Source organism: uncultured Propionibacterium sp. (genome assembly GCF_963539965.1).
GTDB lineage: Bacteria > Actinomycetota > Actinomycetes > Propionibacteriales > Propionibacteriaceae > Propionibacterium.
In genome coordinates this window covers 51,194-73,943 of the sequence record NZ_CAUTOU010000001.1, presented here as the reverse complement: position 1 = coordinate 73,943, position 22,750 = coordinate 51,194, and the positions used below count along the sequence as shown (strand labels likewise).

Here is a 22,750-nt window from a genome sequence, read left to right as displayed (position 1 = left end):
GACGGGCTCCCGGGCCATGCGCTGGCGGGCGGGGAAGAGCGGGCTCAGGCCAGGCGCGCCTCGAGCTCGGGGATCCCCTCGCCGGTCATGGCCGACACGACGTAGATCTCCTGGGCGCCGGCCTCGCGCAGGTGCGCCGCGGCCCTGTCGACGGCGTCCTGGCCGGCCGCGTCCTTCTTGGTGACCACGCCGATGGCTGGCACGGTGAAGAAGGTGGTGAAACCCGGGGGGTACTTGGCCTCGGCGACGGTGGCCGAGGCCAGCATGACCACGAGGTCCCGGTCGAAGGAGGCCAGACGCAGGGCGTGCTTGTAGAAGGGCAGTTCGAGGTACTCTCCGGGGGTGTCCACGACATTGTCCTCGGTATTGATCGTCTCGGTCTTCTCGTAGGTGATGTCCCGGCCGTGCAGGCGCTGCATGAGCGTCGTCTTGCCGCAGCCCACGCTACCGACCATGAGAACGCGCTTCATGTGAGGGTCAGCGGAGGACGGGCGAAACCGAGCTCGTCGCACAGGACGTCCACGGCCGAGTTGATGGAGGACTCGACGTCGGCCAAGCGCCCGAGGATGACGAGGGAGCCCGAGAACCGATCGACGAAACCCAGCTCGACGCTCGAGGACTTGGTGGCGATGTCCGCGGCGATGATGGCCGCCTCGCTCGGGGTGATCGTCATGATGCCGATCGAACCGCCGTCGGGCGGCAGACCGATCTTGGGGTACAGGCCCTCGTCCGGGTTGGACAGGACATGCGCCAGCGTGACCTGCTTGCCCGGGACGAACTCCTGGATGATGCGCTGCTTGTCGGCCATCATCGCCTCTCGTCCTGGCCGGCCCCGCCGGCAGCGGGGCCGGCTCCATCGTGGTGCGGTGCGGGCGCTCTTCCGCAGCGGCCGGTGGAGCCGCCGCGGTTTCCCGGCCCGGTGACCCGTCGGAACCCTGCGAGGAGCCGTGCGCCGGGCGGCACCGCGGATGCATTGTGGGTCACCGGTGCGTGGGCGCGTCAAGAAGGGGGCGGGGACTCGCCCGGAAAATCTCCCCGATGGCAGAACGGCGCTGAATATTTGTATTTTTTGGTTCCTCGGGCGATTTTTTGGTCTCGGTCCCAGGACGGGAATCGGGCCAAAATGTAGAGCTCGGGATGACCTTCTCTCTGGATCCATGACCTAGAGTCGGGATTACTTCCCGCCCGTGGCCGGCGTGGTCAATGGCGGCTCGTATCAAGTCCAACGGAGGAATTCAGAATGCAAGAAGCCCTTGGCATGGTGGAGACGAAGGGTTTCGTCCCCGCCGTTGAGGCCGCGGATGCGATGGTCAAGTCGGCCAATGTCGTGCTCATCGGCAGCCAGCGCGTCGGATCCGGTCTGGTGACCGTGCTCGTCCGCGGCGACGTCGGCGCCGTCAAGGCGGCCACCGACGCCGGCGCCGTTGCCGCCCAGAACGTGGGCGAGCTCGTCTCGGTCCACGTCATTCCCCGCCCCCACACCGATGTGGAGAAGATCCTCCCGTCCATCGACCAGAAGTGAGGCGCTGACCGAAAATGGCTAACGATCAGCTCGTCGACCAGATCATGTCGGCCGTCATGGACAAGATCGCCGCCGGCCGGCCCGCCCCCGCTCCTGCGCCCGCCGCCAAGCAGCAGGTCACCGTCCCCGAGGCCACCCAGTTCGTCGGGGCCACCGCCCTCGGCGACACCATCGGCCTGGTCATCCCGAACGTCGACCCGCAGCTGCACAAGCTGATGGACATCGACCCCGGGTTCCGCTCGATCGGCATCGTCGGTGACCGTACCGGCGCTGGTCCGCACATCTTCGCAGCCGATGAGGGCGTGAAGGCCACCAACACCGACATCGTCTCGATCGAGCTCCCGCGCGACACCAAGGGCGGCGCCGGTCACGGCTCCCTCATCGTCTTCGGCGCCGAGGACGTCTCCGACGCCCGCCGTGCCGTCGAGGTGACTCTCGGCGAACTCGAGCGCACCTTCGGCGATGTCTACGGCAGCGACGCGGGCCACCTGGAGTTCCAGTACACCGCCCGCGCCTCCCACGCCCTGAACAAGGCGTTCGGGGCCCCGCTCGGCAAGTCCTTCGGCATCACGGTCGGCGCCCCGGCCGCCATCGGCGTCGTCATGGCCGACACCGCGGTCAAGGCCTCCACGATCGACGTCATCGGCTACTCCAGCCCCAGCAAGGGCACGAGCTACTCCAATGAGGTCATCGCGGCCTTCTCCGGCGACTCCGGCGCCGTGCGCCAGGCCATCGTCGCCGCCCGCGAGGTCGGCCTCGGCCTGCTCGGCGCCATGGGTGAGGCTCCCGTCTCGACCACCACCCCGTACATCTGAGGAACGAGGCATCTTCGTGAGAAGCAAGCGTTTCGAGGCACTGGACGCGCGTCCGGTCAGCCAGGACGGTTATGTGAAGGAATGGCCCGAGGTGGGCCTCATCGCCATGAACTCGCCGGCCGACCCCACCCCCTCGATCGAGATCGAGAACGGTGTGGTCGTCGAGCTCGACGGCAAGAAGCGTGAAGATTTCGACATGATCGACACCTTCATCGCCGACTACGGCATTCGCCTGGACAATGCGGTCGAGGTCAACACGACCCCGTCGCTGGAGCTGGCCCGCAGGATGGTCGACTTCAACGTGCCGCGCTCCGAGGTCGTCAAGCTGACGACGGCCATGACCCCGGCCAAGATGGTCGAGGTCGTCGGCAGCATGAACGTGCTCGAGATGATGATGGCCGTGACCAAGATGCGTTCACGCCTGTTCCCGGCCAACCAGGCCCACGTGACGAACGTCAAGGACAACCCGGTGCAGATCGCGGCCGATGCCGCCGAGGGCTCCCTGCGCGGCTTCGCCGAGGAGGAGACGACGGTCGGTATCGTGCGCTACGCGCCGTTCAACGCCATCGCCAACATGGTCGGAGCCCAGGTCGGCCGTCCCGGCATCCTCACCCAGTGCTCCGTCGAGGAGGCCACCGAGCTCGCCCTCGGCATGCGCGGCTTCACCGCCTATGCCGAGACCGTGTCGGTCTACGGCACCGAACAGGTGTTCATGGACGGCGACGACACGCCGTGGTCGAAGGCCTTCCTGGCCTCCTGCTATGCGTCCCGGGGCCTGAAGATGAGGTTCACCTCGGGTACCGGCTCCGAGGTCCAGATGGGCTACGCCGAGGGCAAGTCCATGCTGTACCTGGAGGCCCGCTGCCTCTACTTCACCAAGGGCGCCGGCTCCCAGGGCATCCAGAACGGTTCGGTCTCCTGCATCGGCGTCCCCGCAGCCGTTCCCGGCGGCATCCGCGCCGTCCTGGCCGAGAACCTGATCGCCGTCAGTCTCGACCTGGAGTGCGCCTCGTCGAACGACCAGACGTTCACCCACTCGGACCTGCGTCGTGTCGCCCGCTCGCTCATGCAGTTCGTGCCCGGCACGGACTTCATCTGCTCGGGCTACTCGGCCACGCCGAACTACGACAACATGTTCGCCGGCTCCAACTGGGACGCCGACGATTTCGACGACTGGCTGGTCATCCAGCGCGACCTCAAGATCGATGGCGGCCTCGTGCCCGTCACCGAGGAGGAGGTCGTCCGCGCCCGCAACAAGGCCGCCCGTGCCATGCAGGCCATCTTCCGCGAGCTCGGCCTGACCGAGATCACCGACGAGGAGGTCGAGGCCGCCACCTACGCCCGCGGTTCGCAGGACATGCCGGCCCGCAACGTGGTGGAGGATCTCAAGGCCGCCGAGGATCTCATGAAGCGCGGTCTGACCGGCGTCGACATCGTTCACGCCCTCATCCGCGGGGGCTTCGAGGACGTCGCCGAGCACGTCTACAACATGCTGACCCAGCGGGTCGCCGGCGACTACCTGCACACCTCCGCCATCCTGGACGAGAACTTCCATGTGATCAGCTCCGTCAACTACCCCAACACCTACGCCGGTCCGCTCACGGGCTACCAGATCAGTGACGAGAAGTGGGCCAGGCTGTCGGACATCCGTCAGGCCATCAGTCCTGAGAGCATCTGAGGTGAGCACCATGGACGAGAAGACGCTCCGCAGCATCATCGAGCAGGTCGTCAGCGAGTTCGCCGGAGCCCGGACACCGGCGGCCGCCCCGGTTCCGGTGGCCCCCGCGGCCGCGGCGCCCGCGGCCCCTGAGCCGTTCGGCTCGGACCGGGAACTGGTCATCACCGAGGACGGTCCCGCCCAGCGCGGCACCGATCCCCGTGAGGTCGTCATCGCGCTCGCTCCCGCCTTCGGCGGGGTCATCGACAGGACGATCATCGACCTGGCGCACGCCGACGTGATCCGTGAGGTCTGCGCCGGCATCGAGGAGGAGGGCCTGAACTACCGCTTCATCCGGATCTTCCGCACGGCCGACGTGGGCTTCATCGCCCACGACGCCGCCGAGTACTCCGGCTCGGGCGTCGGCCTCGGCATCCAGTCCCGCGGCACCACGGTCATCCACCAGAAGGACCTGCCCCCGCTGTCCAACCTCGAGCTGTTCAGCCAGGCGCCCCTGATCGACCTGGAAACCTTCCGCGCGATCGGCAAGAACGCCGCCCGCTACGCCAAGGGCGAGTCCCCGGACCCCGTACCGGTGCGCAACGACCAGATGGCCCGACCCAAGTACCAGGCCATCGCCGCCCTGTTCCACATCAAGGAAGCCGGACTCTGCGATCCGAAGAAGAAGCCCCAGGCCCTTCGGGTCGAGTACCGATAGGAGATGCCATGGATTCGGAAGAACTGATCCGTCAGATCATGAGCGAGGTCATGGCGAACCTCAATCAGGACAACGTGACCTTCGCCAAGAGGGCCGCCGGCCCCGCCGGCGCCGCCCCGGCGTCGTCGGATCGCGTCGACAAGTCCCAGTACCCGCTGAGCGAGAAGGCGCCCGAGAAGATCCGGGCCGCCAACGGCCGCCCGTTCTCGGACTTCTCCTTCGAGAGGCTGAGGAGCGGCGAGCTCAAGGCCGATGACTTCCGCATCGCGCCGCAGACCCTCGAGCTCCAAGCCCAGGTGGCCGAGTCGGACGGCCGTGACGCCCTGGCGCGCAACATGCGCCGCGCCGCCGAACTCATCGCCGTCCCCGACGACGAGCTGCTCGAGGTCTACGACGCGCTGCGCCCGTACCGTTCGACCAAGGCCGAGCTGTACGCCATCGCCGACAAGCTGGAGAAGGACTACGGCTGCACCATCAATGCGGCCTTCATCCGCGAAGGCGCCGACGTCTACGAGAAGCGCGGTCGTCTCAAGGACAGCGAGTGAGCCCGCGCCCGTTGAAGTCCCGTCGCTGATCACGAGGAGATCCGTCCCCATGGCCTTCATCGCCGGTGTCGACATCGGCAACGCCACCACGGAGGTGGCACTGGCAGAGGCCCCTGCCGGTGCCCCCCCGAGCTTCCTGGCCGCGTCGACCATCCCCACAACGGGTGTCAAGGGCACGCCCCAGAACACCCAGGGCGTGTTCCAGGCCCTCACCGTCGCCCTCGAACGGGCCGGTCGCGAGCTCAGTCAGCTCGACCTGATCCGCATCAACGAGGCAGCGCCGGTCATCGGCGACGTGGCCATGGAGACGATCTCCGAGACCGTCATCACCGAGTCCACGATGATCGGGCACAACCCGGCGACCCCCGGCGGGCTCGGTGTCGCGGTCGGCACGACGATCTCGATCGACGACCTCGGACTCGCCCGGGCGGGGGAGCAGTACATCGTCATCGCCGACCGCACCCACGGCTTCCAGACCGTGGCCGAGCGGATCAACGCGGCCGCCGACCGCGCGAGGATCACCGGCGCGATCCTGCAGCTCGACGACGGCGTGCTCGTCAACAACCGTCTCGAGCGCAAGATGCCCATCATCGATGAGGTCAGGCTCATCGACAAGGTGCCCGTGGGCATGCCGGCGGCGATCGAGGTGGCCCGGGCCGGCCGCGTGATCGAGACGCTGTCGAACCCCTACGGCATCGCCACGCTCTTCGACCTGTCCCCGGCCGAGACCGCTTCGGTCGTCCCGATGGCGCGCGCTCTGGTGGGCAACCGCTCCGCCGTGGTCATCAAGACCCCGGCCGGCGACGTCACCGAGCGGCGCATTCCGGCGGGGACCTTGCGCTTCATCGGCGAGCGCAGCGCCGACGTCGACGTCGAGGCCGGCGCCGACGAGATCATGCGCGTCGGCGCCCAGGCCGGCTCCCTCCAGGACATCAAGGGCGAGCCCGGCACGAACATCGGCGGCATGATGGAGAAGGTCCGCGTCACGATGGGCCGGCTCACCGACCGCGATCCGTCGGGCGTCCAGATCACCGATCTGCTCGCCGTCGACACCCAGGTTCCCCAGTCCGTCACCGGTGGGCTCGCCGGCGAGTTCTCGCTCGAGGCGGCAGTCGGCATCGCCGTCATGGTCAGGGCCGACCGCCTGCAGATGCAGCGCATCGCCGAGGACATGACAGAGCAGTTCGGCATCCGCGTCGAGGTCGGCGGCGTCGAGGCCGACATGGCCATCCGCGGCGCGCTGACCACCCCCGGCACCTCCAGGCCGATCGCCATCCTCGACATGGGCGCCGGCTCGACCGACGCCTCGGTCCTGCGCGGCGAGGACAGCAGGGCGACCTCGATCCATCTGGCCGGCGCCGGCAATATGGTGACCCTGCTCATCGCCTCCGAGCTCGGCCTGGAGGGCACCGACCTCGCCGAGGACATCAAACGCTACCCGCTGGCCCGCGTCGAGACGCTGTTCAACATCCGCCACGAGGACGGCACCGTTCAGTTCTTCGACGAGCCGCTGGCTCCCGAGCTGTACGCGCGTACGGTCATTCTCCACCCCGAGGGCATGGTCCCGCTTCCCCTGCGCCAGCCGCTGGAGGTCATCCGTCAGGTGCGCATCCGGGCCAAGGAGCGCGTCTTCGTCACGAACGCGATCCGCGCCCTCGCCGCCGTCAGCCCCACGCGCAATGTGCGCGACATCGCCCATGTCGTCCTGGTCGGCGGCTCGGCCCTCGACTTCGAGATACCGCAGCTGGTCACCAAGGCACTCGGCGAGTACCGCGTCGTCGCCGGCCGTGCCAACATCCGCGGCACCGAGGGCCCGCGCAACGCCGTCGCCACCGGTCTGGTGCTGTCCTGGCAGGACCGCTCATGAGAGCCGGCGAACAGGACAGGCCGACCATCGGCGTCAGGGCGTCCCCGACGGTGAGCGCCGAGCACATCGACCAGATCGGTTACGGCATGGAGGAGGAGGGCGTCCCGTGGTCGGTGACGCGCAGCGGGTCCTCCGATGCCGCCGTGCTGGCGCACGAGGCCGCGCTGGCCTCGCGCTTGGGCGTCGGCGTGGGCGTCTGCTCCGGACGGATCGTCATCACCACCGAGAAACTCGACGCCGACAGCCCCTACATCACGCTCGACGTCGACCCGGCATGGACGCGCGCCCGCGACATGGGCGCCAATGCCGCGCGACTCGTCAAGCGCATGCCGCTGATCGGGGTCACCAATGAGTGAAGGAGACACAATGCTCACGAACGCCCTGGGCGAGATCGAGGTCCTCGGTCTTCCGGCGGCCATCGAGGCCGCCGACGTCGCAGTGAAGTCCGCGGACGTCAGACTCATCGGTTACGAGACCACCGATGGCGCCGGCATGGTCACCGTCAAGGTCGAGGGCCAGGTCTCGGCGGTGCAGTCGGCCATCGCGGCGGCCCGGACCTCAGCGGAGCGGGTGAGCAGGGTCTTCGCGGTCTCGGTGATCCCCCGTCCCAGCGCGCAGCTCGACGACGTCGTCCTGTCCCCGGCGACCGTTGGCCCCGGAGCACCTGCCCGTGCGGGCCGGGCCGTCGAGAAGGCCGCGGCCGAGAATCCCCGGCCCGTGGAGGGGCCCGCTGAGACGGGCGCCGGGACCGCGCCGGGAACGGAGGCCGCGGCGAGGACCGGCGACACCGGGAAGAGGGCGCCGGCCAAGAGCAGGGCAGTCGGCGCCGGGGCTGCGAGCCCGGGCGGTTCGCCGGTCCGCAAGACTTCCAGCGCCGGCGGCGATGGGCCGCAGGCCGAGAAGAAATGAAATCAGAGGAGGGAAGAAACCATGGGTGAAGCGCTCGGTCTCATCGAGACCAAGGGTTACATCGGGGCTGTGGAGGCCGCCGATGCCATGACGAAGGCCGCCAATGTGACGCTGATCGGCTACCAGAAGGTCGGCGCCGGACTGGTGACCGTGATGGTGCGCGGCGACGTCGGCGCGGTCAAGGCCGCTGTTGACGCCGGCTACGTCGCCGCTACGAATGTCGGCGAGGAGGTCCTCTCCCGCCACGTGATCCCGCGTCCGCACAACGACGTGGAGAAGCTGCTGCCGAAGCAGTCCTGAGGGATCGGGTGAGGCATCGATGACCGCGGACACGGCAGCACCGCCCGACCGTGAACGGGCGATCCGGCGGTTCGCCGAGCTCGTGAGCACGGGCGAGACCGCCGAGTACGAGGGCGAGCTGCGGCTCGGCGTCGACCTCGGTACCGCCAACATCGTCGTGTCCGTGGTCGATGCCGCCGACCGCCCGGTCGCCGGGGGCTGGATGCACTCCACGGTCGTGCGCGACGGCGTCGTCGTCGACTGGGCCGGCGCGACCGGTGCGGTGCGCAGGCTCACCCGGGACGTCCAGGACCGCCTCGGGTACCGGTTCGACCGGGCTTCGGTGTCGATCCCGCCGGCGATCGGCGCCGGCGACGTCAGGGTCTTCGAGAACGTGGTGGTCGCCTGCGGCCTGGACGTCGCCGAGGTGGTGGACGAGCCGGTTGCGGCGGCCCGCGCGCTCGGCATCGCCGACGGCTGCGTGATCGACATCGGCCACGGCACCACCGGGGTCTCGGTCTTGGAGAGAGGCCGGGTGAGGCTGTCGGTCGATGAGGCCACCGGTGGTCACCACATGACACTCGTCCTGGCCGGCGCCCACCGCCTGCCCTATGCGGAGGCCGAGGCCATGAAGAAGGATCCGGCCCGCCGCGCCGACGTGATCGGTCTCATCCGCCCCACGCTCGACAAGATGGCCTCGATCGCCGAGCGCTCGCTCCAGGACGTCGACGTGCCGGTCGTCTACCTGGTAGGCGGATCCAGCGCCTTCCCCAACGCACCCGACGCGTTCGCCGCGCGCCTGCACCGGCCGGTTGTCCGGCCGGCCGAGCCCCTGTTCGTGACCCCGCTGGGCGTCCCGATGACGGCGAAGGAGATTCACCGATGAATGCCGATGACGTGCGCGGTCTCGTGCACAGTGCTCTTGCCGAGCTGGTGGCCCCGGCCCCCCGGCGCGCCCTGGTCCTGTTCACCGGCGCGCTGATCGGCTTCGAGAAGACGGTTCCCGAGTTGGCCATGCTGATCGGCGAGGGCGTCGGGCTCGAGGTCGTGCAGACCCCGAGCGCCGAGCGCATCCTCGACCAGGAGCTCATCGGCGCCTTGGGCATGACCCCGGCCACCAGGCAGCTGACCGGCAGCCACGACATGCTGATCATCCCGACGCTCACCCAGAACATCGCCGCCAAGGCCGCCCACGGCGTGGCCGACTGCCTGGCGAGCAATCTGGTCAACGACTACCTGCTGGCCGGCAAACCCGTCGTCGCAGCCGTTTCCGGCTGCGATCCGGATGATCCCGACAAGCGGCGCTGGTTCGGCGCCATCCCCGAGGGCTACGCGCAGATGATGCGCGCCAATCTCGCGACGCTGCGCACCTTCGGCGTGCGGACCTCGCGCGCCGGCTCCCTGGCCCGGACCGTACTGGCCGCCTACGAGCGCAGCGAGCGCGCCAGGATCCGCCCGATCACGACGGCCCTGGGTGCAAGCCGTACCGAGTTGCTGCGCATGCTCGGCGCGACCCCGGCGGTCACCCCGATGGCCCGGACCACGGCCTCGTCGGCCGCCGCGCCCGGACCCGGCACGGTCGTGTGCCAACAGAGACTCATCAGCCAGCGCGTCGTCCAGCGGCTGCCCCCCGGCACGCTGCTGCAAGTGCCCGCCGACGCGAAGATCACCGCGATGGCCGGAGACGTTGCGGCGAGCCGCGCCGTCACGATCGTCAAGGAGGCCTGAAAGATGTTCCTCGCCAAGGTGCGCGGCACCGTCGTCTCGACCAGCAAGGACGAGCGACTGATCGGCTTCAAGCTGCTCCTGGTCCAGCCGCTCGACGCCGACGAGGAGCCCGTCGACCGGCCCGAGATCGCCGTCGACACCGTGGGCGCCGGCACCGGCGCCACGGTCATCATCACCAAGGGCTCCTCGGCCCGCTTCGCGGCGTCCCGCAAGGACTCGCCGATCGACTCCACGATCGTCGGCATCGTCGACTCGATCGAGCTCGGGGGGGCCTGACCGTGCCGAACATATACACCCGCAGCGGCGACGGCGGCACGACCGGCCTGTTCGGCGGCTCGCGCGTGCCCAAGCAGTCGTCCCTGGTCGAGGCCTACGGCACGGTCGACGAGGCCAACGTGACGATCGGCGAGGCCAAGGCCGCCACGGACGACCCGCATGTCCGCGCCGCCCTGCACCACATCCAGCAGCGCATGTTCACGCTGGCCGCCGAACTGGCCAGCGATCCCCGGGGCCGCGAGATTCTCGACGACAAGATCGGCACCGATGACGTCACCGATCTGGAACGCCTGATCGACGAGTGCTTGGCCGTCACCGGTCCGCAGCGCAACTTCGTCGTCCCCGGTCGCGACGCGCTCTCCGCGGTCCTCCACCGCGCCCGCACGGTCGTGCGCCGCGCCGAGCGCCGGGTGCTGACCGCCGTCGGCTCCGAGACGATCCGTCCCGAGGTCATCACCTACCTCAACCGCCTGTCCGACGCGCTCTACGCGCTGGCCCGTCTGGCCGAGCACCGCCACGACATCGCCCGCATCGAGCAGGTGGTGCGCGGGGCGGTCGCGCGCGCGTTGTCCGACCCGGGCGCCGCCGCGGCCCTCGCCGGCGCGGACGGGACGGGACCCGGGGCGCCGGGCCCCTACGAGCTCCCCCGGTACGACCTGGCCGTGCTGCGGCTCATGGCCGAGGCGGCGCAGGCCAGAGCCGTCGAGATCGGCGTCCCCTGCGTCTTCGCCGGGGTCGACGACGGCGGAAACCTGGTGCTCCTGGAGCGCATGGCGGGTTCTCTCCTGGGCAGTCTCGACATCGCCCAGGGCAAGGCGTTCACCGCGGCCGCCTTCCAACGGCCCACGGCCGAGCTCAAGGACGCCTCGGGCCCGGCCGGAGAGCTCCACGGGATCCAGCAGTCGAACGCCGGCCACGTGGTCGTCTTCGGGGGAGGACTCCCGGTCTTCGTCGACGGCAGGCTGGCCGGGGGCATCGGCGTCTCCGGCGGAGCGGCCGCCCAGGACGAGTCGATCGTCGCATACGCATTGTCAACAGCCCAGAAGGAGAGCCGTCCATGAGCATCAGCCCCGAACTCATTCAAAAGGTCGTCCGCGAGACCGTGCAGGAGGTCGTCGCGCGTCGGGCCGGTGCGGCGAGCCCCTGCGGTGACGGCATCTTCGCCGACATGAATGACGCCGTCGAGGCGGCCGACAGGGCGTGGAGCCGGTACCTCGACTGCTCGATGCGCGATCGCAGGTGCTACGTCCAGGTGATCCGCGACGTCTGCTCCGAGGAGTCCGCCCTGAGGCACATGGCCGAGGCCGCCGTCGAGGAGACCGGCATGGGCAACGCGCACGACAAATTCCTCAAGAACCGCTACGCGGCCCTGGACACCCCCGGCACCGAGGACATCGTGACCGAGGCCTGGAGCGGCGACGATGGCCTGACCACCATCGAGTTCTCGCCCTTCGGCGTCATCGGCGCGATCACCCCGACGACGAACCCGACCGAGACCGTCATCAACAACTCGATCGGCATGCTCGCCGCCGGCAACGCCGTGGTCTTCAGTCCCCACCCGCGCGCCACCGGGATCACCCACTGGCTGATCCGCCGGATCAACAAGGCCCTGGCCGAGGTCGGTGCCCCCGCCGACCTGATCACCACCGTCGAGAGTCCCTCGATCGAGAACACCAACGCCATGATGGCCCACCCGAAGGTGCGCATGCTCGTCGCCACCGGCGGCCCGGGCATCGTGAGATCGGTCCTGTCCAGCGGCAAGAAGGCCATCGGCGCCGGTGCCGGCAACCCGCCGGCCGTCGTCGACGCCACCGCCGACATCCCGCAGGCGGCCAAGGACATCGTCGACGGCGCCAGCTTCGACAACAACCTGCCCTGCACCGCCGAGAAGGAGGTCATCGCGGTCGACTCGATCGTCGACCTGCTCAAGTTCGAGATGCTCAAGCACGGCGCCGTCGAGATCAGGGACCGGGCGGTCGTCGACAGGCTGGCCTCGTTCGTGGCCGAGGACGGCCGCGCCGTCCCGAAGTGGGTCGGCAGGCCGGCGGCCGTGCTGGCCGCGGAGGCGGGCCTGACGGTCCCCGAGGACACCCGGCTGCTCATCGCGGAGGTCCCCTTCGAACACACCTTCGTCCAGACCGAGCTCATGATGCCGATCCTCGGCGTCGTGCGCGTCAAGAACATCGACGAGGCCATCGACAGGGCCGTCGAGGCCGAGCACGGCAACCGCCACACGGCGGTCATGCACTCGCTGGATGTCAAGGCCCTGACCAAGATGGGCAAGAGGATCCAGACCACGATCTTCGTGAAGAACGGCCCGTCCTACAACGGCATCGGCATCGGCGGGGAGGGCTACCCGACCTTCACCATCGCCGGTCCGACGGGGGAGGGCCTGACCTCGGCCCGCAATTTCGCGCGCCGCCGCCGCTGCGTTCTCAAGGGCGGCCTGTCGGTGCGCTGACGGGTGCGCCGGGCCCTGCCCCGGTGGGAGGGGAGGGCCCGGCCGTCTCACTCGGTCGCTATGGCCTCCAGCACCGGCAGGCGGGCGGCCCGCAGGGCAGGCCACAGCGCCGCGATGACGCCGACCAGGCAGGCGATCACCAGCATCATCACCAGCTGGGTCCAGGGGATGACCAGTTCGGTCAGGCCCTGATCGGCCAGCACCGCGCGCAGGGCGCCGGCCAGTAGGACCCCGGTGGCGCCGCCCAGTACGGTCCCGTAGACGGCGATGAGCACGGACTCGCAGACTATCTCGCCGGCCAGCTGCGTCCTCCCCAGACCGACGGCCCGCATGAGGCCGATCTCCCGGGTGCGCTCGGAGACGGACAGGACCAGGGTGTTGACGATGCCGAGAACGGCGATGACCATCGACAGCCCCAGGAGCGCGTACAGGACGGCGAGCATCTGGTTGGCCTGCTGGCCGACCTGGTCCGAGAGCTGATCGGCGTCCAGGACCTCGAAGACGTAGGTCGGCGAGACGATCTCCTGGATCTGGCCGCGCACCGACTCCGGGTCGGCCCCCGCCGCGAGCCTGACGAACAGGCCCATCGGGCTGGCCAGGACCTGCCCCGGGTCGGTCGGCACGGCCTCGGACCACGAGCCGACCGCCGCGGTCACCTCGGGGGGGACGTAGAGCGTCCCGGTGATGCCCTTCGGGTCGGCGAGGGCGCTGACCGTGGCCGTGATGCTGCCGGTGGACCCCGAGATGGTCACCTCGTCGCCGATCGCCAGGCCGGTGGATGCGAAGGCCGCGACGTGCGTGGAGTCCAGCGAGTCCAGCGAGCCGCTGGTGATGCCCGGATCGTAGAAGTCGGCGTAGGTCCGGGGATCGATGGTGTCGATGTAGCCGGTCAGCTTCTGGCCGTCCGGGGCCGTCACGGTGGTCAGGGCGCCGGAGTAGCCGGTGGTCGCGGCGACACCGTCGAGGGCCTCGATCCTCTGGGCCATCCCGGCGGGCAGCGGGGATGTCTGGTTGGTGGCCGCCGAGCGCACCATGAGGTCGGCGCGCATCGAGTCATTGACGATCGTGGAGATCGACGCCCGCATCGAGGCCGTGACCGTGGAACCCGCGCACACCAGCGCCATGCCGATGACGAGGGCGGCGGAGGTGGCCGCCGTGCGCCGTGTGCTGGCCGCCAGGTTGCGCGCCGCCAGGCGGCCCCCCGGGCGCACGAGCCGCAGGGGGAGCCCCAGGACGGTGACGACGGGGCGCGCCAGGACGGGGGAGACGACGAGCAGCCCCACGATGAGGGCGCCCGCACCCGCGCCGAGGACCGCCGAGCGGTGCGGCATGCCCCCGGCCGTCCAGGCGGCGATGACGCCGGCCGCCCCGGCCGCGGTCAGTAGCGCCCCCAGGACGCCGCGCAGTGTCAACGGTTTCTCCCGGGACCCGGAGGTCGATCTCATGGCCTCGACGGGCGCGGTCAGGGCGGCGTCCCGAGCGGGCAGGAGGGCTCCGAGGACGGTGACGAGCAGGCCCGTGAGGAGGGAGGCGACGATGATGCCCGGCGTCATGGGGACGCCGCTGTCCGGCAGCGGCATACCCATGGCCTCCAGCCCCGCCACGAGCAGACGGGTCAGGCCGGTTCCGCCCAGAACGCCCAGGGCGGAGCCGATGGCGCCGATGATGACGGCTTGGAGGAGCACTGTGGCGAAGACCGACGCCGGGGAGGCGCCGATCGCGCGCAGGAGGGCGAACTCCTTCACGCGCTGGCGCACGCTCATGGCGAACGTGTTCATGATGATGAACGATCCCACGAACATCGCCAGGATCACGAAGACCATCAGGAAGGTCTGGACGTAGCCGAGGATCCGCTCGATGGAGTCGTTCTGCTCGTCGATGCTCTCGGCCCTGGTCTGGAGGCGGACGCCGTCGGGCAGCAGGGGGGCGATCTCCTGGGAGACCTCCGTCGCGGAGGCCCCTTGGTCCAGGTACACCGAGATGGAGGAGACCTGGCCGTTCGGCGCGGCCGCCGGTACGAGCCAGGACGAGTCCATGCCGACGACGGTGGCCCCCGCCATGGAGGCCCCGAAGCTGAACTCGCCGACGACCTCGACCTCCATCGGCACTCCGTTGACGACGAGGTGGGTGGTCTGTCCCAGCGCCAGGCCCGAGCGCCTCAGAGCGTCGGACTCCAGGGCGATCTGGTTCTGACCGACGGGCCGGGAGCCCGCGACCATCTTCTCCCCCAGACCGTCCGGGAAGATCGGCAGGGCCATCGACGGGGCTCCGGTGGAGGCCACGGGGGTGTTGTCCGCGCCGACGAGGGTCACGGGGACCGAGGAGACGGGGTGCGCGGCCTGGACGCCGTCGAGCCGGGCGATCTGGTCCGCCAAGGCGGCGTCGACCGGTTCCGTCGTGATCCCGGAACCGGAGCCGGACCCGTCCACGCGGGGGCCGGTGACGTACAGGTCCGCCGTCATGGTGGAGGACGTCAGGGCGGAGAAGGTCTCGGAGAGGACACCGCGCAGGGCGAGCGTGCCGGACAGGAAGGTCACTCCCAGGACCACGGCGAGGGCCGTCAGGAGGAACTGCCCGGCGTGGGTGCGCACGGAGCGCCAAGCGACGCGCCTCACCGCTCCGACCCCCGGGCCGCGCCCGGTCGGCGGGCGCCGTCCTCGTCGCCTTCGTCGGCGCGCCGTCTGCCCGGTGAGCCGAACTCGTCCAGAGCCTCCAGGACCCGGGTGCGGTCGGGCCGGTCCATCTCGGCGACGACGCGGCCGTCCCTGAGGAAGAAGACGGTGTCGGCCCAGGCCGCGGCATCGGGTTCGTGAGTCACCATGACCACGCTCTGCTCCAACTCGTCGACGCTCGAGCGCAGGACCCTCAGGACCTGCTCCGTGGCGCGGGAATCGAGATTCCCGGTGGGCTCGTCGGCGAAGACGACCGCCGGGCTGCCGATGAGCGCCCGCGCGCAGGCCACCCGCTGGATCTGGCCGCCCGAGAGCTCGGCCGGCCGATGGCGGAGACGGTCCTGGAGCCCGACCGCCTCGATGATGCGCTCGAAACGGGCGCGGTCGACCCTCCGGCGGGCGATGTCGAGGGGCAGGGTGATGTTCTCCTCGGCTGTCAGGGAGGGCACGAGGTTGAAGGACTGGAAGATGAAGCCGATGCGTTCGCGGCGCAGCCTGGTCAGGCGCCGCTGGCTCAGCGAGGAGATCTCCTCGCCGTCGAGGACGATCGTGCCCGAGGTGGCCTTCTCCAGACCGGCCAGGCAGTGCATGAGCGTCGACTTGCCCGAGCCCGAGGGGCCCATGATGGCGGTGAAGTGCGCGCGGGCGATGCGCACGTCCACCGCGTCCAGCGCGGTCACGCTGTTGTCCCCGTAGCCGAAGGTCTTGGTGAGGGCATGGGTGAGGACAACGGGGCCGCCGTCCGGGTCGTGCGGGGCGGCAGGGACGGCGTCGGCGGGGGCCGGCCCTGCCGCCCCGGGCACGTCGGGCCGGTGTTCGAGGGAATCGCCGCTCTCGTCCGAGCTGTATCCTGTCATGGGTTGAACCCTATCGGTCGACTCCCGGACAGGACAGCTCCGCAACGCTCTCGGAGGACCGATCCGGTTGATCATGGATGTTTCACGGACCGGGACGGATACCCGTGGGTCCGGCCTCCCGGTCGCCCGCCGGGGAAGACGAGGCCCGCCGGAGCGCGGGGCCGCACCGGCGCCATGAGCTCCATGCCGCGGCCAACCGCCACCGGGGCCTCCGCCTCGCGGGCTGACCGTGCGGCTGCGGCCCCTCCGGCTCGGGGGACGGGTCCAGGGGGTCAGTTCGTGATCAGGCTGTGACCCATCCAGGCGCGTACCTGGGCGGGGGAGCGACCGCAGTCGAGCCACAGCCGGGCCGCGGTGTGCCGCAGGTCGACGAGGCGGCGGCCCTGGCCGGTGCGCGGCCAGTCGAGCGTCCGCAGCACCGAGGTGCGGTGCAACTGGCAGCCGCGGTCCGTGGTCATGGCCAGCTGATCGGGGCGGGCCCCGGCGGTGAGCTCGGTCAGCGCCAGGATGGCGCACCTGGACAGCGGCACGCGGCGGACCAGCTCGGGGCTGAACTCGCGGGTGCTCACGCCTTCGGGCGTGGACCTGCGGACGGTGAGACGGCCCTCGCGCAGGTGCACGTCCCCGACGAGCAGGGCGCGTGCCTCGGCCCAGCGCAGACCGGTATGGGCCAGGACGAGCATGACCAGCGCCAGGCGGCGGTCCCGGGCCTGCCACAGGCGGAAGGCCGTGTGCAGTTCGGACGCGGTGAACGGCAGCGCCGATGTGGCCTGCTCGGCGGGCCGGTGGGCGGGCCGGGGCACGGGGGACTCGTCGATGAGGCCCTGATCGCGCAACCAACCGAAGAAGGACGACAGGCTGGCGCGATGACGGCGCACCGAGAGCTCGCTGAGACCGCGTGACCGGAAGTGCCCGAGAAGCCGGTCCACGTCGGCCTGCGTGAGGGCACGCGGATCCTGGCTCAGGCAGGACTGGGGGATCAGGCGGAGCAGATCCTGGTCGGTGCGCAGCGTCTTGTCGGCGACGGCGCCGGCACGGGTGGCGAGCCATGCGTGGAGGTAGGTGTCCAGGCGCGGGGCCATCCGCCCGGGGGGCAGGAGGTGCAGGGGAGGCACGGGACTCGGCTCGTCCCCGTGGGGCTGTTCGAGTGGCCAGGTCGTGGCGCTCATGATGTCATCCTTTCGCTGCAGAGCAGGGTGACATCACGGTCACCGATGCATTCGCGACAGCGGTAGAGGGTCGGATCACCAGAGCGAGCATTCCGACTCGTCGGGTCCATGCCCGGCTCACGGCTGCGCGTCAGTGCCGGTTTCCCACCGGCTTCCCTCGCAAAGGCGACTTCGTTGTTGGGCTGAATCCTATCCCCTTGGGCTCCGCACGGGGTGGGCGGGGCGTTCCCCGGGCGGTTTCAGTCGTCGGCGGGTTCTCGGGCGGCGCACTCGGGGCAGGTGCCGAAGATCTCGACGTGGTGCTCAGGTCTGATGAAACCGTGCTCGGCCGCGATCGACTCGGACCATCTCTCGGCCGGGCCTCCGCTGATCTCGACGGTGCGACCGCAGTCGCGGCAGATCAGATGGTGGTGATGGCGCGCCGTCGAGCAGCGCCGGTAGGCCATCTCGCCCTCGGGCGTACGCCAGGTGTCCGCCTCGTCGTTGTCGGCCAGCGAGTTCAGGACGCGGTAGACGGTGGCCAGCGAGGCGCGCTCCCCGGCCCTGACCAGGTCGGCATGCAGCTGCTGAGCGGTGCGGAAGTCGCGGCCCTCGCCGAGGGTCTGCTTGATGAGCCGGCGCTGGCGCGTATTGCGCGGGGGGATCCTGTCCCGCGTGGTGGACTTCTCGGTGCTCATCGGCCATGCCTCCGTCCGCGATGCCATCAGGGGTCGGGCACCTCCGCCGGGACGCCCGAGTCGGTCGTGGGCAGATGATCCACATGGTCGCCGTGCTGCACGTGGCGCACCCCGCGCGCACCGGCGGCGACGCGGGTGCGCCCACAGGGGTCGTGCCCACTTGCTGCTCTCACTATAGGGTCATCGGCGCTCATCAGCGACCTTCTGCGGTTCAACCACGACCCGACGGGTGCGCTGACCATGAACACGACGATGGCGCTCACGACGATCGTCGCGCCCGAAGCCGTGTTCCAGTAGTACGAACCGATGACGCCGACCGCGCTGACCGCCAGGCCGATGCCCATCGAGGTGAGCAGCGAGCGGTGGAAGCCGGTCACCAGGTTGTTCGCGGCGGCTGCCGGGACCACCATCATGGCGCTCACCAGCAGCAGGCCGACGGTGCGCATCGACACCCCGACGGTGACCGAGGCCATGACGACGATGCACAGCTCGAGCGCCCGTACCGGCAGGCCCTGGCTGCGGGCGTAGTCCTCGTCCGCGCAGACCGCGAAGAGCTGGGGCGCCAGGCCGAGACAGAGGGCCACGATGACGACCGCCATGACCGCGACGACGATGACGTCCGAGAAGTTCACCGTCGTCAACGAGCCGAAGAGGTACTGGGAGAGCACGCCGGTGCCCCTGCCTGAGATGCCGGCCATGAGCACGCCGGTGGCCAGGCCTCCGTAGAAGAGGATCGCCAGGCCCACGTCAGCCGGGGCCTTGCCGCTCTGACGGGCCAATTCGATGGCCACTGCGCCGATGACGCAGATGATGATGGCCACCGGGGTGGGCGCCCAGCCGGTGACGAGGGCCAGCCCGACACCGGCGATCGCGACATGGCCCAGGCCATCTCCGAGCAGCGAGAGCCTGCGCTGGACGACGTAAGTGCCCACCGCCGGACTCATGAGGCCGGACAGCAGTGCCGCGACGAGTGCGCGCTGCATGAATGCCAGGGCGAGGACCGACATGTCAGCGCGCCTCCCCGGCCCCGATCGGACGGACGAGCCCGGGATCGGGCAGGAACGCGCTCGGGCGCTCGGGCGCGGGGTGGTGATCGCCGCCGGTGCCGCTGCCAGGTTCGAGCGGCCCGTCGTAGATCTTGTGGCCGGCGCGAATCATGATCGAGCGGTCGATGAGACCGGCCATGGGCCCGAGCTCGTGCAGGATCACCAGGATCGACAGGCCGTCGGCCTTGAGCGCGCCGAACAGCTCGGTCAGGCTCTCCTGGGCGGTCAGGTCGACGGCGGCCAGGGGCTCGTCCATGACCAGGAGCTCTGCCTGGCTGGCCAGCGCACGGGCGATGAGGCAGCGCTGCTGCTGGCCACCCGACAGGATGCCCAGCGGATCGCCGGCGCGGCCGGACAGCCCGACACGTTCGAGCGATTCGTCGATGACGGCCCGGTCGACGGCGCCGAGCGGGCGGAACGTCCTGCGGTGGGCCAGCCGGCCGGTTGCGACGATCTCGCGAACCGTGGCGTTGGCCACCGAGGACTCGCCGCGCTGGGGCACGTATCCGATGCGCTGCCACTGCCGGAAACGCGTCAGGGGCTCGCCGAAGAGCCGGATGCTGCCGGCGCTGGCCGGGATCAGCCCGAGCAGCGCCCTGACCAGGGTCGACTTGCCCGAGCCGTTCGCCCCGAGCAGTGCGACGGTCTCCGCGCGGTGCACCTGCGCATCGATGTCGACGAGGATCTGATGACCGCCGAGGCTCGCGCACAGTCCGCGGCAGGCCAGGACGGGTTCGGCTTCGGCGTTCACACGGATGCCTCCTTCGGTTCGGGCCGGTGGGCCGCTCGCCTCCGACGGCCCGTCATCAAGTGTCCACGCCCGCCGAAGCCGGCGCGGCGCCGCCTTGACGACGCACGTGGCGGGGACGATGCGCCCGGCGGTCGGTCACGGGGAAGAGCCCCGGCGTCCGCTGGGGACGGGCGCCAGGGCGGTGGGGAGGCGGCTCAGCCGCACTGATTGGCGGTCTTGAGAGCGGTCAGGTTGGACTGCATGACCTCGATGTAGTCGCCGCCCCTGGACTCGTCGGTGATGCCCTCGAGCGGATCGAGCACATCGGTCGACAGGCCGAGGTCGCCGGCGATCGAGGTGGCGACCTTGTCCGAGACGAGGGTCTCGTAGAAGATCGTCGTCACGCCGTTGTCCCGGGCCAGCTGCTGGACCTTGGCGATGCGCGCCGGCGAGGGCTCCTCATCGGGGGACAGGCCCGAGATGCCGATCTGGTTCAGGTCGTAGCGCTTCGCCAGGTAGCCGAAGGCCGCGTGGGTCGTCACGAAGCTCTTCTGCTGGCAGCTGCCGAGCACTGTGTAGTCGGAGTCGAGTCGGGCGAGCCGGCCGACGAGCGCATCCGCGTTCGCCCTGTACTGGTCGGCGTGGTCGCCGTCCAGCTCGCTGAGCTTGTCGCGCACCGCATTCGTGATCGTGATCATGTTCTGCGGGTCCAGCCATTCGTGGGGGTCCTTGGTGAAACTCCCCTCCTCATCCTCCTCGTCGGTGGCGCTCTCCTCGTCCTCCGCCAGGTCGACGGACTCGACCGGGTCCTGGAGGGTGACGATCGAGGCGACGTCGATCGAGTTCTTGGGCGTGTTCTGGGCCACGGCCTCATCGACGGCGGCCTGGAACCCGGTCTGGTAGAGCACCAAGTCGGCTTCGCCCAGGGAGGCGGTCTGCTGAGCGGTGAGCTCCAACTCGTGCGGCTCGGAACCGGGCTGGGTGAGGTCGGAGACCTGCACGTGGTCGCCGCCGACCTGCTCGGCGATGAACTGGAACGGGTAGAAGGCCGCGACGACGTCCACCTTGTCGGTGCCGTCGGCACCGCCCGATCGCCCACTCGACGATGAGCACCCGCTCAGAGCGAGGACGCCCGCCAGTACTGCGGCGATGGCGCGTGAGGATGCGGTGGCGGATCGGAGTCTCATGGGGCCAGTGTGGTCCAAAACACTCTCAAATGCAAATCGTTCGCAAAAATCGGATGTGCGGCGCACCGCCGCGCGTCCGCGCCGCGTGCGGTGCACGGCGCGAGAGAGCATGTCGGGCATGATTGGCCGGGGCCCGCGGGTCCGCAGCCGGTGCCAGCCAGGTACCGGCCCGTAGCCGGTCATTCGGCGTGACGAAGGAGCCATCAGTGGCAGAGAGCAAACTCGACAGGGTCATCGGCCTGTGCAAGCGACGCGGATTCGTCTTCCCGTGCGGGGAGATCTACGGCGGAACGCGTGCGGCGTGGGACTACGGCCCGCTCGGCGTCGAGCTCAAGGAGAACGTCAAACGGCAGTGGTGGCGCTGCACGGTCACCGGTCGCGGTGACGTCGTCGGCCTGGACTCCTCGGTCATCCTGCCGTCCGATGTGTGGGTCGCCTCCGGCCACGTCGCCGTCTTCAACGATCCGCTCGTCGAGTGCCTGGCCTGCCACAAGCGGTTCCGCGCCGACCAGCTGGCCGAGGAGTACGCCAACCGCAAGGGCATCGCCGATCCCGACTCGGTCGGCCTGGCCGAGGTCCCCTGCCCCAACTGCGGCAACCGCGGCCGGTACACCGAGCCCCGCGACTTCAACATGATGCTCAAGACGTACCTGGGTCCGGTCCAGGACGAATCCGGTCTGCACTATCTGCGCCCCGAGACGGCCCAGGGCATCTTCATCAACTTCAAGAACATCCTCACCACCACGCGCATGAAGCCCCCGTTCGGCGTCGCGCAGACCGGCAAGAGCTTCCGCAACGAGATCACGCCCGGCAACTTCATCTTCCGCACTCGCGAGTTCGAGCAGATGGAGTTGGAGTTCTTCGTCGAGCCGGGCACCGATGAGCAGTGGCACCAGTACTGGATCGACCACCGCAAGGACTGGTACACCGGCCTGGGCATCGCCGAGGAGAATCTGCGCCTCTACGAGCACCCGACCGAGAAGCTCTCGCACTACTCCAAGCGGACCGTCGACATCGAGTACAGGTTCGGCTTCGCGGGCGGCGAGTGGGGCGAGCTCGAGGGCATCGCGAACCGCACCGACTTCGACCTGGGGACCCATGCCAGGCACTCGGGCGCCGACCTGACCTTCTTCGACCAGGCCAGGAACGAGCACTACCTGCCGTACGTCATCGAGCCCTCGGCCGGCCTGACCCGCTCGCTCATGGCCTTCCTGATCGATGCCTACGCCGAGGACGAGGCCCCGAATACGAAGGGCGGCGTCGACAAGCGCACCGTCCTCAAGCTCGACCCGCGCCTGGCGCCGGTCAAGGCGGCCGTGCTGCCGCTGAGTCGCAACGAGAGGCTCTCGCCCAAGGCCCGCTCCCTGGCCGAGGAGCTGCGCGGGGCCTGGAACATCGACTTCGACGACGCCCAGGCCATCGGCAAGCGCTACCGCCGTCAGGACGAGATCGGTACGCCGTACTGCGTCACCGTCGACTTCGACACCCTCGACGACGATGCGGTGACGGTCCGCGAGCGCGACACCATGCGGCAGGAGCGCGTCGCGCTCCCGCAGGTGGGCGACTACCTGGCGGTCCGCCTGGTCGGTTGCTGAGCGCGGACCGTCCGGTGGCCGGTCGGTGCGCCCGCCCTGG

24 protein-coding genes and 1 riboswitch are annotated in these 22,750 nt (G+C 69.8%); of the genes, 15 read left to right on the top strand and 9 right to left on the bottom strand.

The annotated features are described in order from the left end of the window. Positions 1 to 44: 44 nt before the first annotated feature. Both R2N01_RS00365 and R2N01_RS00360 read right to left on the bottom strand, forming a co-directional pair. Positions 45 to 470 (bottom strand): EutP/PduV family microcompartment system protein, encoded by a 426-nt coding sequence (locus R2N01_RS00365; protein ID WP_316667304.1) that lies wholly within the window; start codon positions 468 to 470, stop codon positions 45 to 47. Next, on the bottom strand, positions 467 to 811 hold the full coding sequence (locus R2N01_RS00360) for a BMC domain-containing protein (RefSeq protein WP_316667302.1): 345 nt from the start codon (positions 809 to 811) through the stop codon (positions 467 to 469). Before R2N01_RS00360 ends, R2N01_RS00365 begins: the two co-directional genes overlap by 4 nt. Before the next feature lie 429 nt (positions 812 to 1,240). Between R2N01_RS00360 and pduA the strand changes: the two genes are divergently transcribed. Genes pduA through R2N01_RS00290 form a run of 14 tightly spaced genes read left to right on the top strand, consistent with a single transcriptional unit; the run spans position 1,241 to position 12,777 of the window. Next, positions 1,241 to 1,522: a propanediol utilization microcompartment protein PduA gene (gene pduA / locus R2N01_RS00355; protein ID WP_316667300.1), complete on the top strand. Its 282-nt coding sequence runs from the start codon at positions 1,241 to 1,243 to the stop codon at positions 1,520 to 1,522. Positions 1,523 to 1,536: 14 nt separating this feature from the next. Beyond that, positions 1,537 to 2,337, top strand: coding sequence for a propanediol utilization microcompartment protein PduB (pduB, locus tag R2N01_RS00350; RefSeq protein ID WP_316667298.1), 801 nt, complete (start codon positions 1,537 to 1,539; stop codon positions 2,335 to 2,337). Positions 2,338 to 2,353: 16 nt separating this feature from the next. Beyond that, a complete protein-coding gene (locus tag R2N01_RS00345; protein ID WP_316667296.1) occupies positions 2,354 to 4,015 on the top strand; it encodes a propanediol/glycerol family dehydratase large subunit in 1,662 nt (553 codons plus the stop codon). Positions 4,016 to 4,025: 10 nt separating this feature from the next. After that, entirely contained in the window at positions 4,026 to 4,712 is a 687-nt protein-coding gene (locus tag R2N01_RS00340; RefSeq protein WP_316667294.1) for a propanediol/glycerol family dehydratase medium subunit, read from the top strand. Positions 4,713 to 4,720: 8 nt separating this feature from the next. Next, a complete protein-coding gene (locus R2N01_RS00335; RefSeq protein WP_316667293.1) occupies positions 4,721 to 5,257 on the top strand; it encodes a diol dehydratase small subunit in 537 nt (178 codons plus the stop codon). A 49-nt stretch (positions 5,258 to 5,306) separates the two neighbouring features. After that, the gene (locus R2N01_RS00330; protein WP_316667291.1) at positions 5,307 to 7,124 is read left to right on the top strand and encodes a diol dehydratase reactivase subunit alpha; all 1,818 of its coding nucleotides are present in this window, start codon (positions 5,307 to 5,309) and stop codon (positions 7,122 to 7,124) included. After that, on the top strand, positions 7,121 to 7,480 hold the full coding sequence (locus R2N01_RS00325; RefSeq protein ID WP_316667289.1) for a glycerol dehydratase reactivase beta/small subunit family protein: 360 nt from the start codon (positions 7,121 to 7,123) through the stop codon (positions 7,478 to 7,480). The genes R2N01_RS00330 and R2N01_RS00325 overlap by 4 nt, the downstream gene beginning before the upstream one ends. A gap of 10 nt (positions 7,481 to 7,490) precedes the next feature. After that, positions 7,491 to 8,033: a BMC domain-containing protein gene (locus R2N01_RS00320; protein ID WP_316667287.1), complete on the top strand. Its 543-nt coding sequence runs from the start codon at positions 7,491 to 7,493 to the stop codon at positions 8,031 to 8,033. A 21-nt stretch (positions 8,034 to 8,054) separates the two neighbouring features. After that, entirely contained in the window at positions 8,055 to 8,333 is a 279-nt protein-coding gene (locus R2N01_RS00315; RefSeq protein WP_316667286.1) for a BMC domain-containing protein, read from the top strand. A 19-nt stretch (positions 8,334 to 8,352) separates the two neighbouring features. Beyond that, complete coding sequence (gene eutJ / locus R2N01_RS00310) at positions 8,353 to 9,198, top strand: ethanolamine utilization protein EutJ (RefSeq protein ID WP_316667284.1); 846 nt, start codon at positions 8,353 to 8,355, stop codon at positions 9,196 to 9,198. Then, positions 9,195 to 10,040 (top strand): flavoprotein, encoded by an 846-nt coding sequence (locus R2N01_RS00305; protein ID WP_316667283.1) that lies wholly within the window; start codon positions 9,195 to 9,197, stop codon positions 10,038 to 10,040. Before eutJ ends, R2N01_RS00305 begins: the two co-directional genes overlap by 4 nt. Positions 10,041 to 10,043: 3 nt before the next feature. Continuing rightward, entirely contained in the window at positions 10,044 to 10,316 is a 273-nt protein-coding gene (locus R2N01_RS00300) for a EutN/CcmL family microcompartment protein (protein WP_316667281.1), read from the top strand. Between the two features lie 2 nt (positions 10,317 to 10,318). After that, the gene (locus tag R2N01_RS00295; protein WP_316667279.1) at positions 10,319 to 11,377 is read left to right on the top strand and encodes a cob(I)yrinic acid a,c-diamide adenosyltransferase; all 1,059 of its coding nucleotides are present in this window, start codon (positions 10,319 to 10,321) and stop codon (positions 11,375 to 11,377) included. Beyond that, on the top strand, positions 11,374 to 12,777 hold the full coding sequence (locus R2N01_RS00290) for an aldehyde dehydrogenase family protein (protein WP_316667278.1): 1,404 nt from the start codon (positions 11,374 to 11,376) through the stop codon (positions 12,775 to 12,777). The genes R2N01_RS00295 and R2N01_RS00290 overlap by 4 nt, the downstream gene beginning before the upstream one ends. A gap of 47 nt (positions 12,778 to 12,824) precedes the next feature. On the opposite strand, the gene R2N01_RS00285 is transcribed toward R2N01_RS00290, so the two are convergent. The 7 genes from R2N01_RS00285 to R2N01_RS00255 form a co-directional block, all read right to left on the bottom strand. Then, positions 12,825 to 15,392, bottom strand: a complete 2,568-nt coding sequence (locus R2N01_RS00285; protein ID WP_316667277.1) for an FtsX-like permease family protein — start codon at positions 15,390 to 15,392, stop codon at positions 12,825 to 12,827. Further along, positions 15,389 to 16,306 (bottom strand): ABC transporter ATP-binding protein, encoded by a 918-nt coding sequence (locus R2N01_RS00280; RefSeq protein ID WP_316667276.1) that lies wholly within the window; start codon positions 16,304 to 16,306, stop codon positions 15,389 to 15,391. The genes R2N01_RS00285 and R2N01_RS00280 overlap by 4 nt, the downstream gene beginning before the upstream one ends. Before the next feature lie 272 nt (positions 16,307 to 16,578). Continuing rightward, on the bottom strand, positions 16,579 to 17,475 hold the full coding sequence (locus R2N01_RS00275; protein WP_316667275.1) for a site-specific integrase: 897 nt from the start codon (positions 17,473 to 17,475) through the stop codon (positions 16,579 to 16,581). A gap of 64 nt (positions 17,476 to 17,539) precedes the next feature. Then, positions 17,540 to 17,664, bottom strand: a riboswitch (cobalamin riboswitch). A gap of 50 nt (positions 17,665 to 17,714) precedes the next feature. Continuing rightward, entirely contained in the window at positions 17,715 to 18,152 is a 438-nt protein-coding gene (locus R2N01_RS00270; RefSeq protein WP_316667273.1) for a Fur family transcriptional regulator, read from the bottom strand. Between the two features lie 26 nt (positions 18,153 to 18,178). Next, positions 18,179 to 19,159, bottom strand: a complete 981-nt coding sequence (locus R2N01_RS00265; protein WP_316667272.1) for a metal ABC transporter permease — start codon at positions 19,157 to 19,159, stop codon at positions 18,179 to 18,181. Between the two features lies 1 nt (position 19,160). After that, positions 19,161 to 19,949, bottom strand: coding sequence for an ATP-binding cassette domain-containing protein (locus R2N01_RS00260; protein ID WP_316667270.1), 789 nt, complete (start codon positions 19,947 to 19,949; stop codon positions 19,161 to 19,163). Between the two features lie 194 nt (positions 19,950 to 20,143). Then, positions 20,144 to 21,115, bottom strand: a complete 972-nt coding sequence (locus R2N01_RS00255) for a metal ABC transporter substrate-binding protein (RefSeq protein WP_316667269.1) — start codon at positions 21,113 to 21,115, stop codon at positions 20,144 to 20,146. A 206-nt stretch (positions 21,116 to 21,321) separates the two neighbouring features. Here R2N01_RS00255 and R2N01_RS00250 point away from each other — a divergent pair, with 206 nt between their 5' ends. After that, a complete protein-coding gene (locus R2N01_RS00250) occupies positions 21,322 to 22,710 on the top strand; it encodes a glycine--tRNA ligase (protein ID WP_399553200.1) in 1,389 nt (462 codons plus the stop codon). The last annotated feature ends 40 nt before the right edge of the window (positions 22,711 to 22,750 follow it).

What these genes read in the sequence shown, in the direction of transcription:
- R2N01_RS00315 (WP_316667286.1), top strand. Translation starts at nt 8,055, where the DNA reads ATGGGTGAAGCGCTCGGTCTCATCGAGACCAAGGGTTACATCGGGGCT.
- R2N01_RS00325 (WP_316667289.1), top strand. Translation starts at nt 7,121, where the DNA reads ATGAGAGCCGGCGAACAGGACAGGCCGACCATCGGCGTCAGGGCGTCC.
- R2N01_RS00360 (WP_316667302.1), bottom strand. Translation starts at nt 811, where the DNA reads ATGATGGCCGACAAGCAGCGCATCATCCAGGAGTTCGTCCCGGGCAAG.
- pduB (WP_316667298.1), top strand. Translation starts at nt 1,537, where the DNA reads ATGGCTAACGATCAGCTCGTCGACCAGATCATGTCGGCCGTCATGGAC.
- R2N01_RS00365 (WP_316667304.1), bottom strand. Translation starts at nt 470, where the DNA reads ATGAAGCGCGTTCTCATGGTCGGTAGCGTGGGCTGCGGCAAGACGACG.
- R2N01_RS00305 (WP_316667283.1), top strand. Translation starts at nt 9,195, where the DNA reads ATGAATGCCGATGACGTGCGCGGTCTCGTGCACAGTGCTCTTGCCGAG.
- R2N01_RS00275 (WP_316667275.1), bottom strand. Translation starts at nt 17,475, where the DNA reads ATGAGCGCCACGACCTGGCCACTCGAACAGCCCCACGGGGACGAGCCG.
- R2N01_RS00280 (WP_316667276.1), bottom strand. Translation starts at nt 16,306, where the DNA reads ATGACAGGATACAGCTCGGACGAGAGCGGCGATTCCCTCGAACACCGG.
- R2N01_RS00255 (WP_316667269.1), bottom strand. Translation starts at nt 21,115, where the DNA reads ATGAGACTCCGATCCGCCACCGCATCCTCACGCGCCATCGCCGCAGTA.
- R2N01_RS00300 (WP_316667281.1), top strand. Translation starts at nt 10,044, where the DNA reads ATGTTCCTCGCCAAGGTGCGCGGCACCGTCGTCTCGACCAGCAAGGAC.
- R2N01_RS00320 (WP_316667287.1), top strand. Translation starts at nt 7,491, where the DNA reads ATGCTCACGAACGCCCTGGGCGAGATCGAGGTCCTCGGTCTTCCGGCG.
- pduA (WP_316667300.1), top strand. Translation starts at nt 1,241, where the DNA reads ATGCAAGAAGCCCTTGGCATGGTGGAGACGAAGGGTTTCGTCCCCGCC.
- R2N01_RS00270 (WP_316667273.1), bottom strand. Translation starts at nt 18,152, where the DNA reads ATGAGCACCGAGAAGTCCACCACGCGGGACAGGATCCCCCCGCGCAAT.
- R2N01_RS00265 (WP_316667272.1), bottom strand. Translation starts at nt 19,159, where the DNA reads ATGTCGGTCCTCGCCCTGGCATTCATGCAGCGCGCACTCGTCGCGGCA.
- eutJ (WP_316667284.1), top strand. Translation starts at nt 8,353, where the DNA reads ATGACCGCGGACACGGCAGCACCGCCCGACCGTGAACGGGCGATCCGG.
- R2N01_RS00290 (WP_316667278.1), top strand. Translation starts at nt 11,374, where the DNA reads ATGAGCATCAGCCCCGAACTCATTCAAAAGGTCGTCCGCGAGACCGTG.
- R2N01_RS00330 (WP_316667291.1), top strand. Translation starts at nt 5,307, where the DNA reads ATGGCCTTCATCGCCGGTGTCGACATCGGCAACGCCACCACGGAGGTG.
- R2N01_RS00335 (WP_316667293.1), top strand. Translation starts at nt 4,721, where the DNA reads ATGGATTCGGAAGAACTGATCCGTCAGATCATGAGCGAGGTCATGGCG.
- R2N01_RS00340 (WP_316667294.1), top strand. Translation starts at nt 4,026, where the DNA reads ATGGACGAGAAGACGCTCCGCAGCATCATCGAGCAGGTCGTCAGCGAG.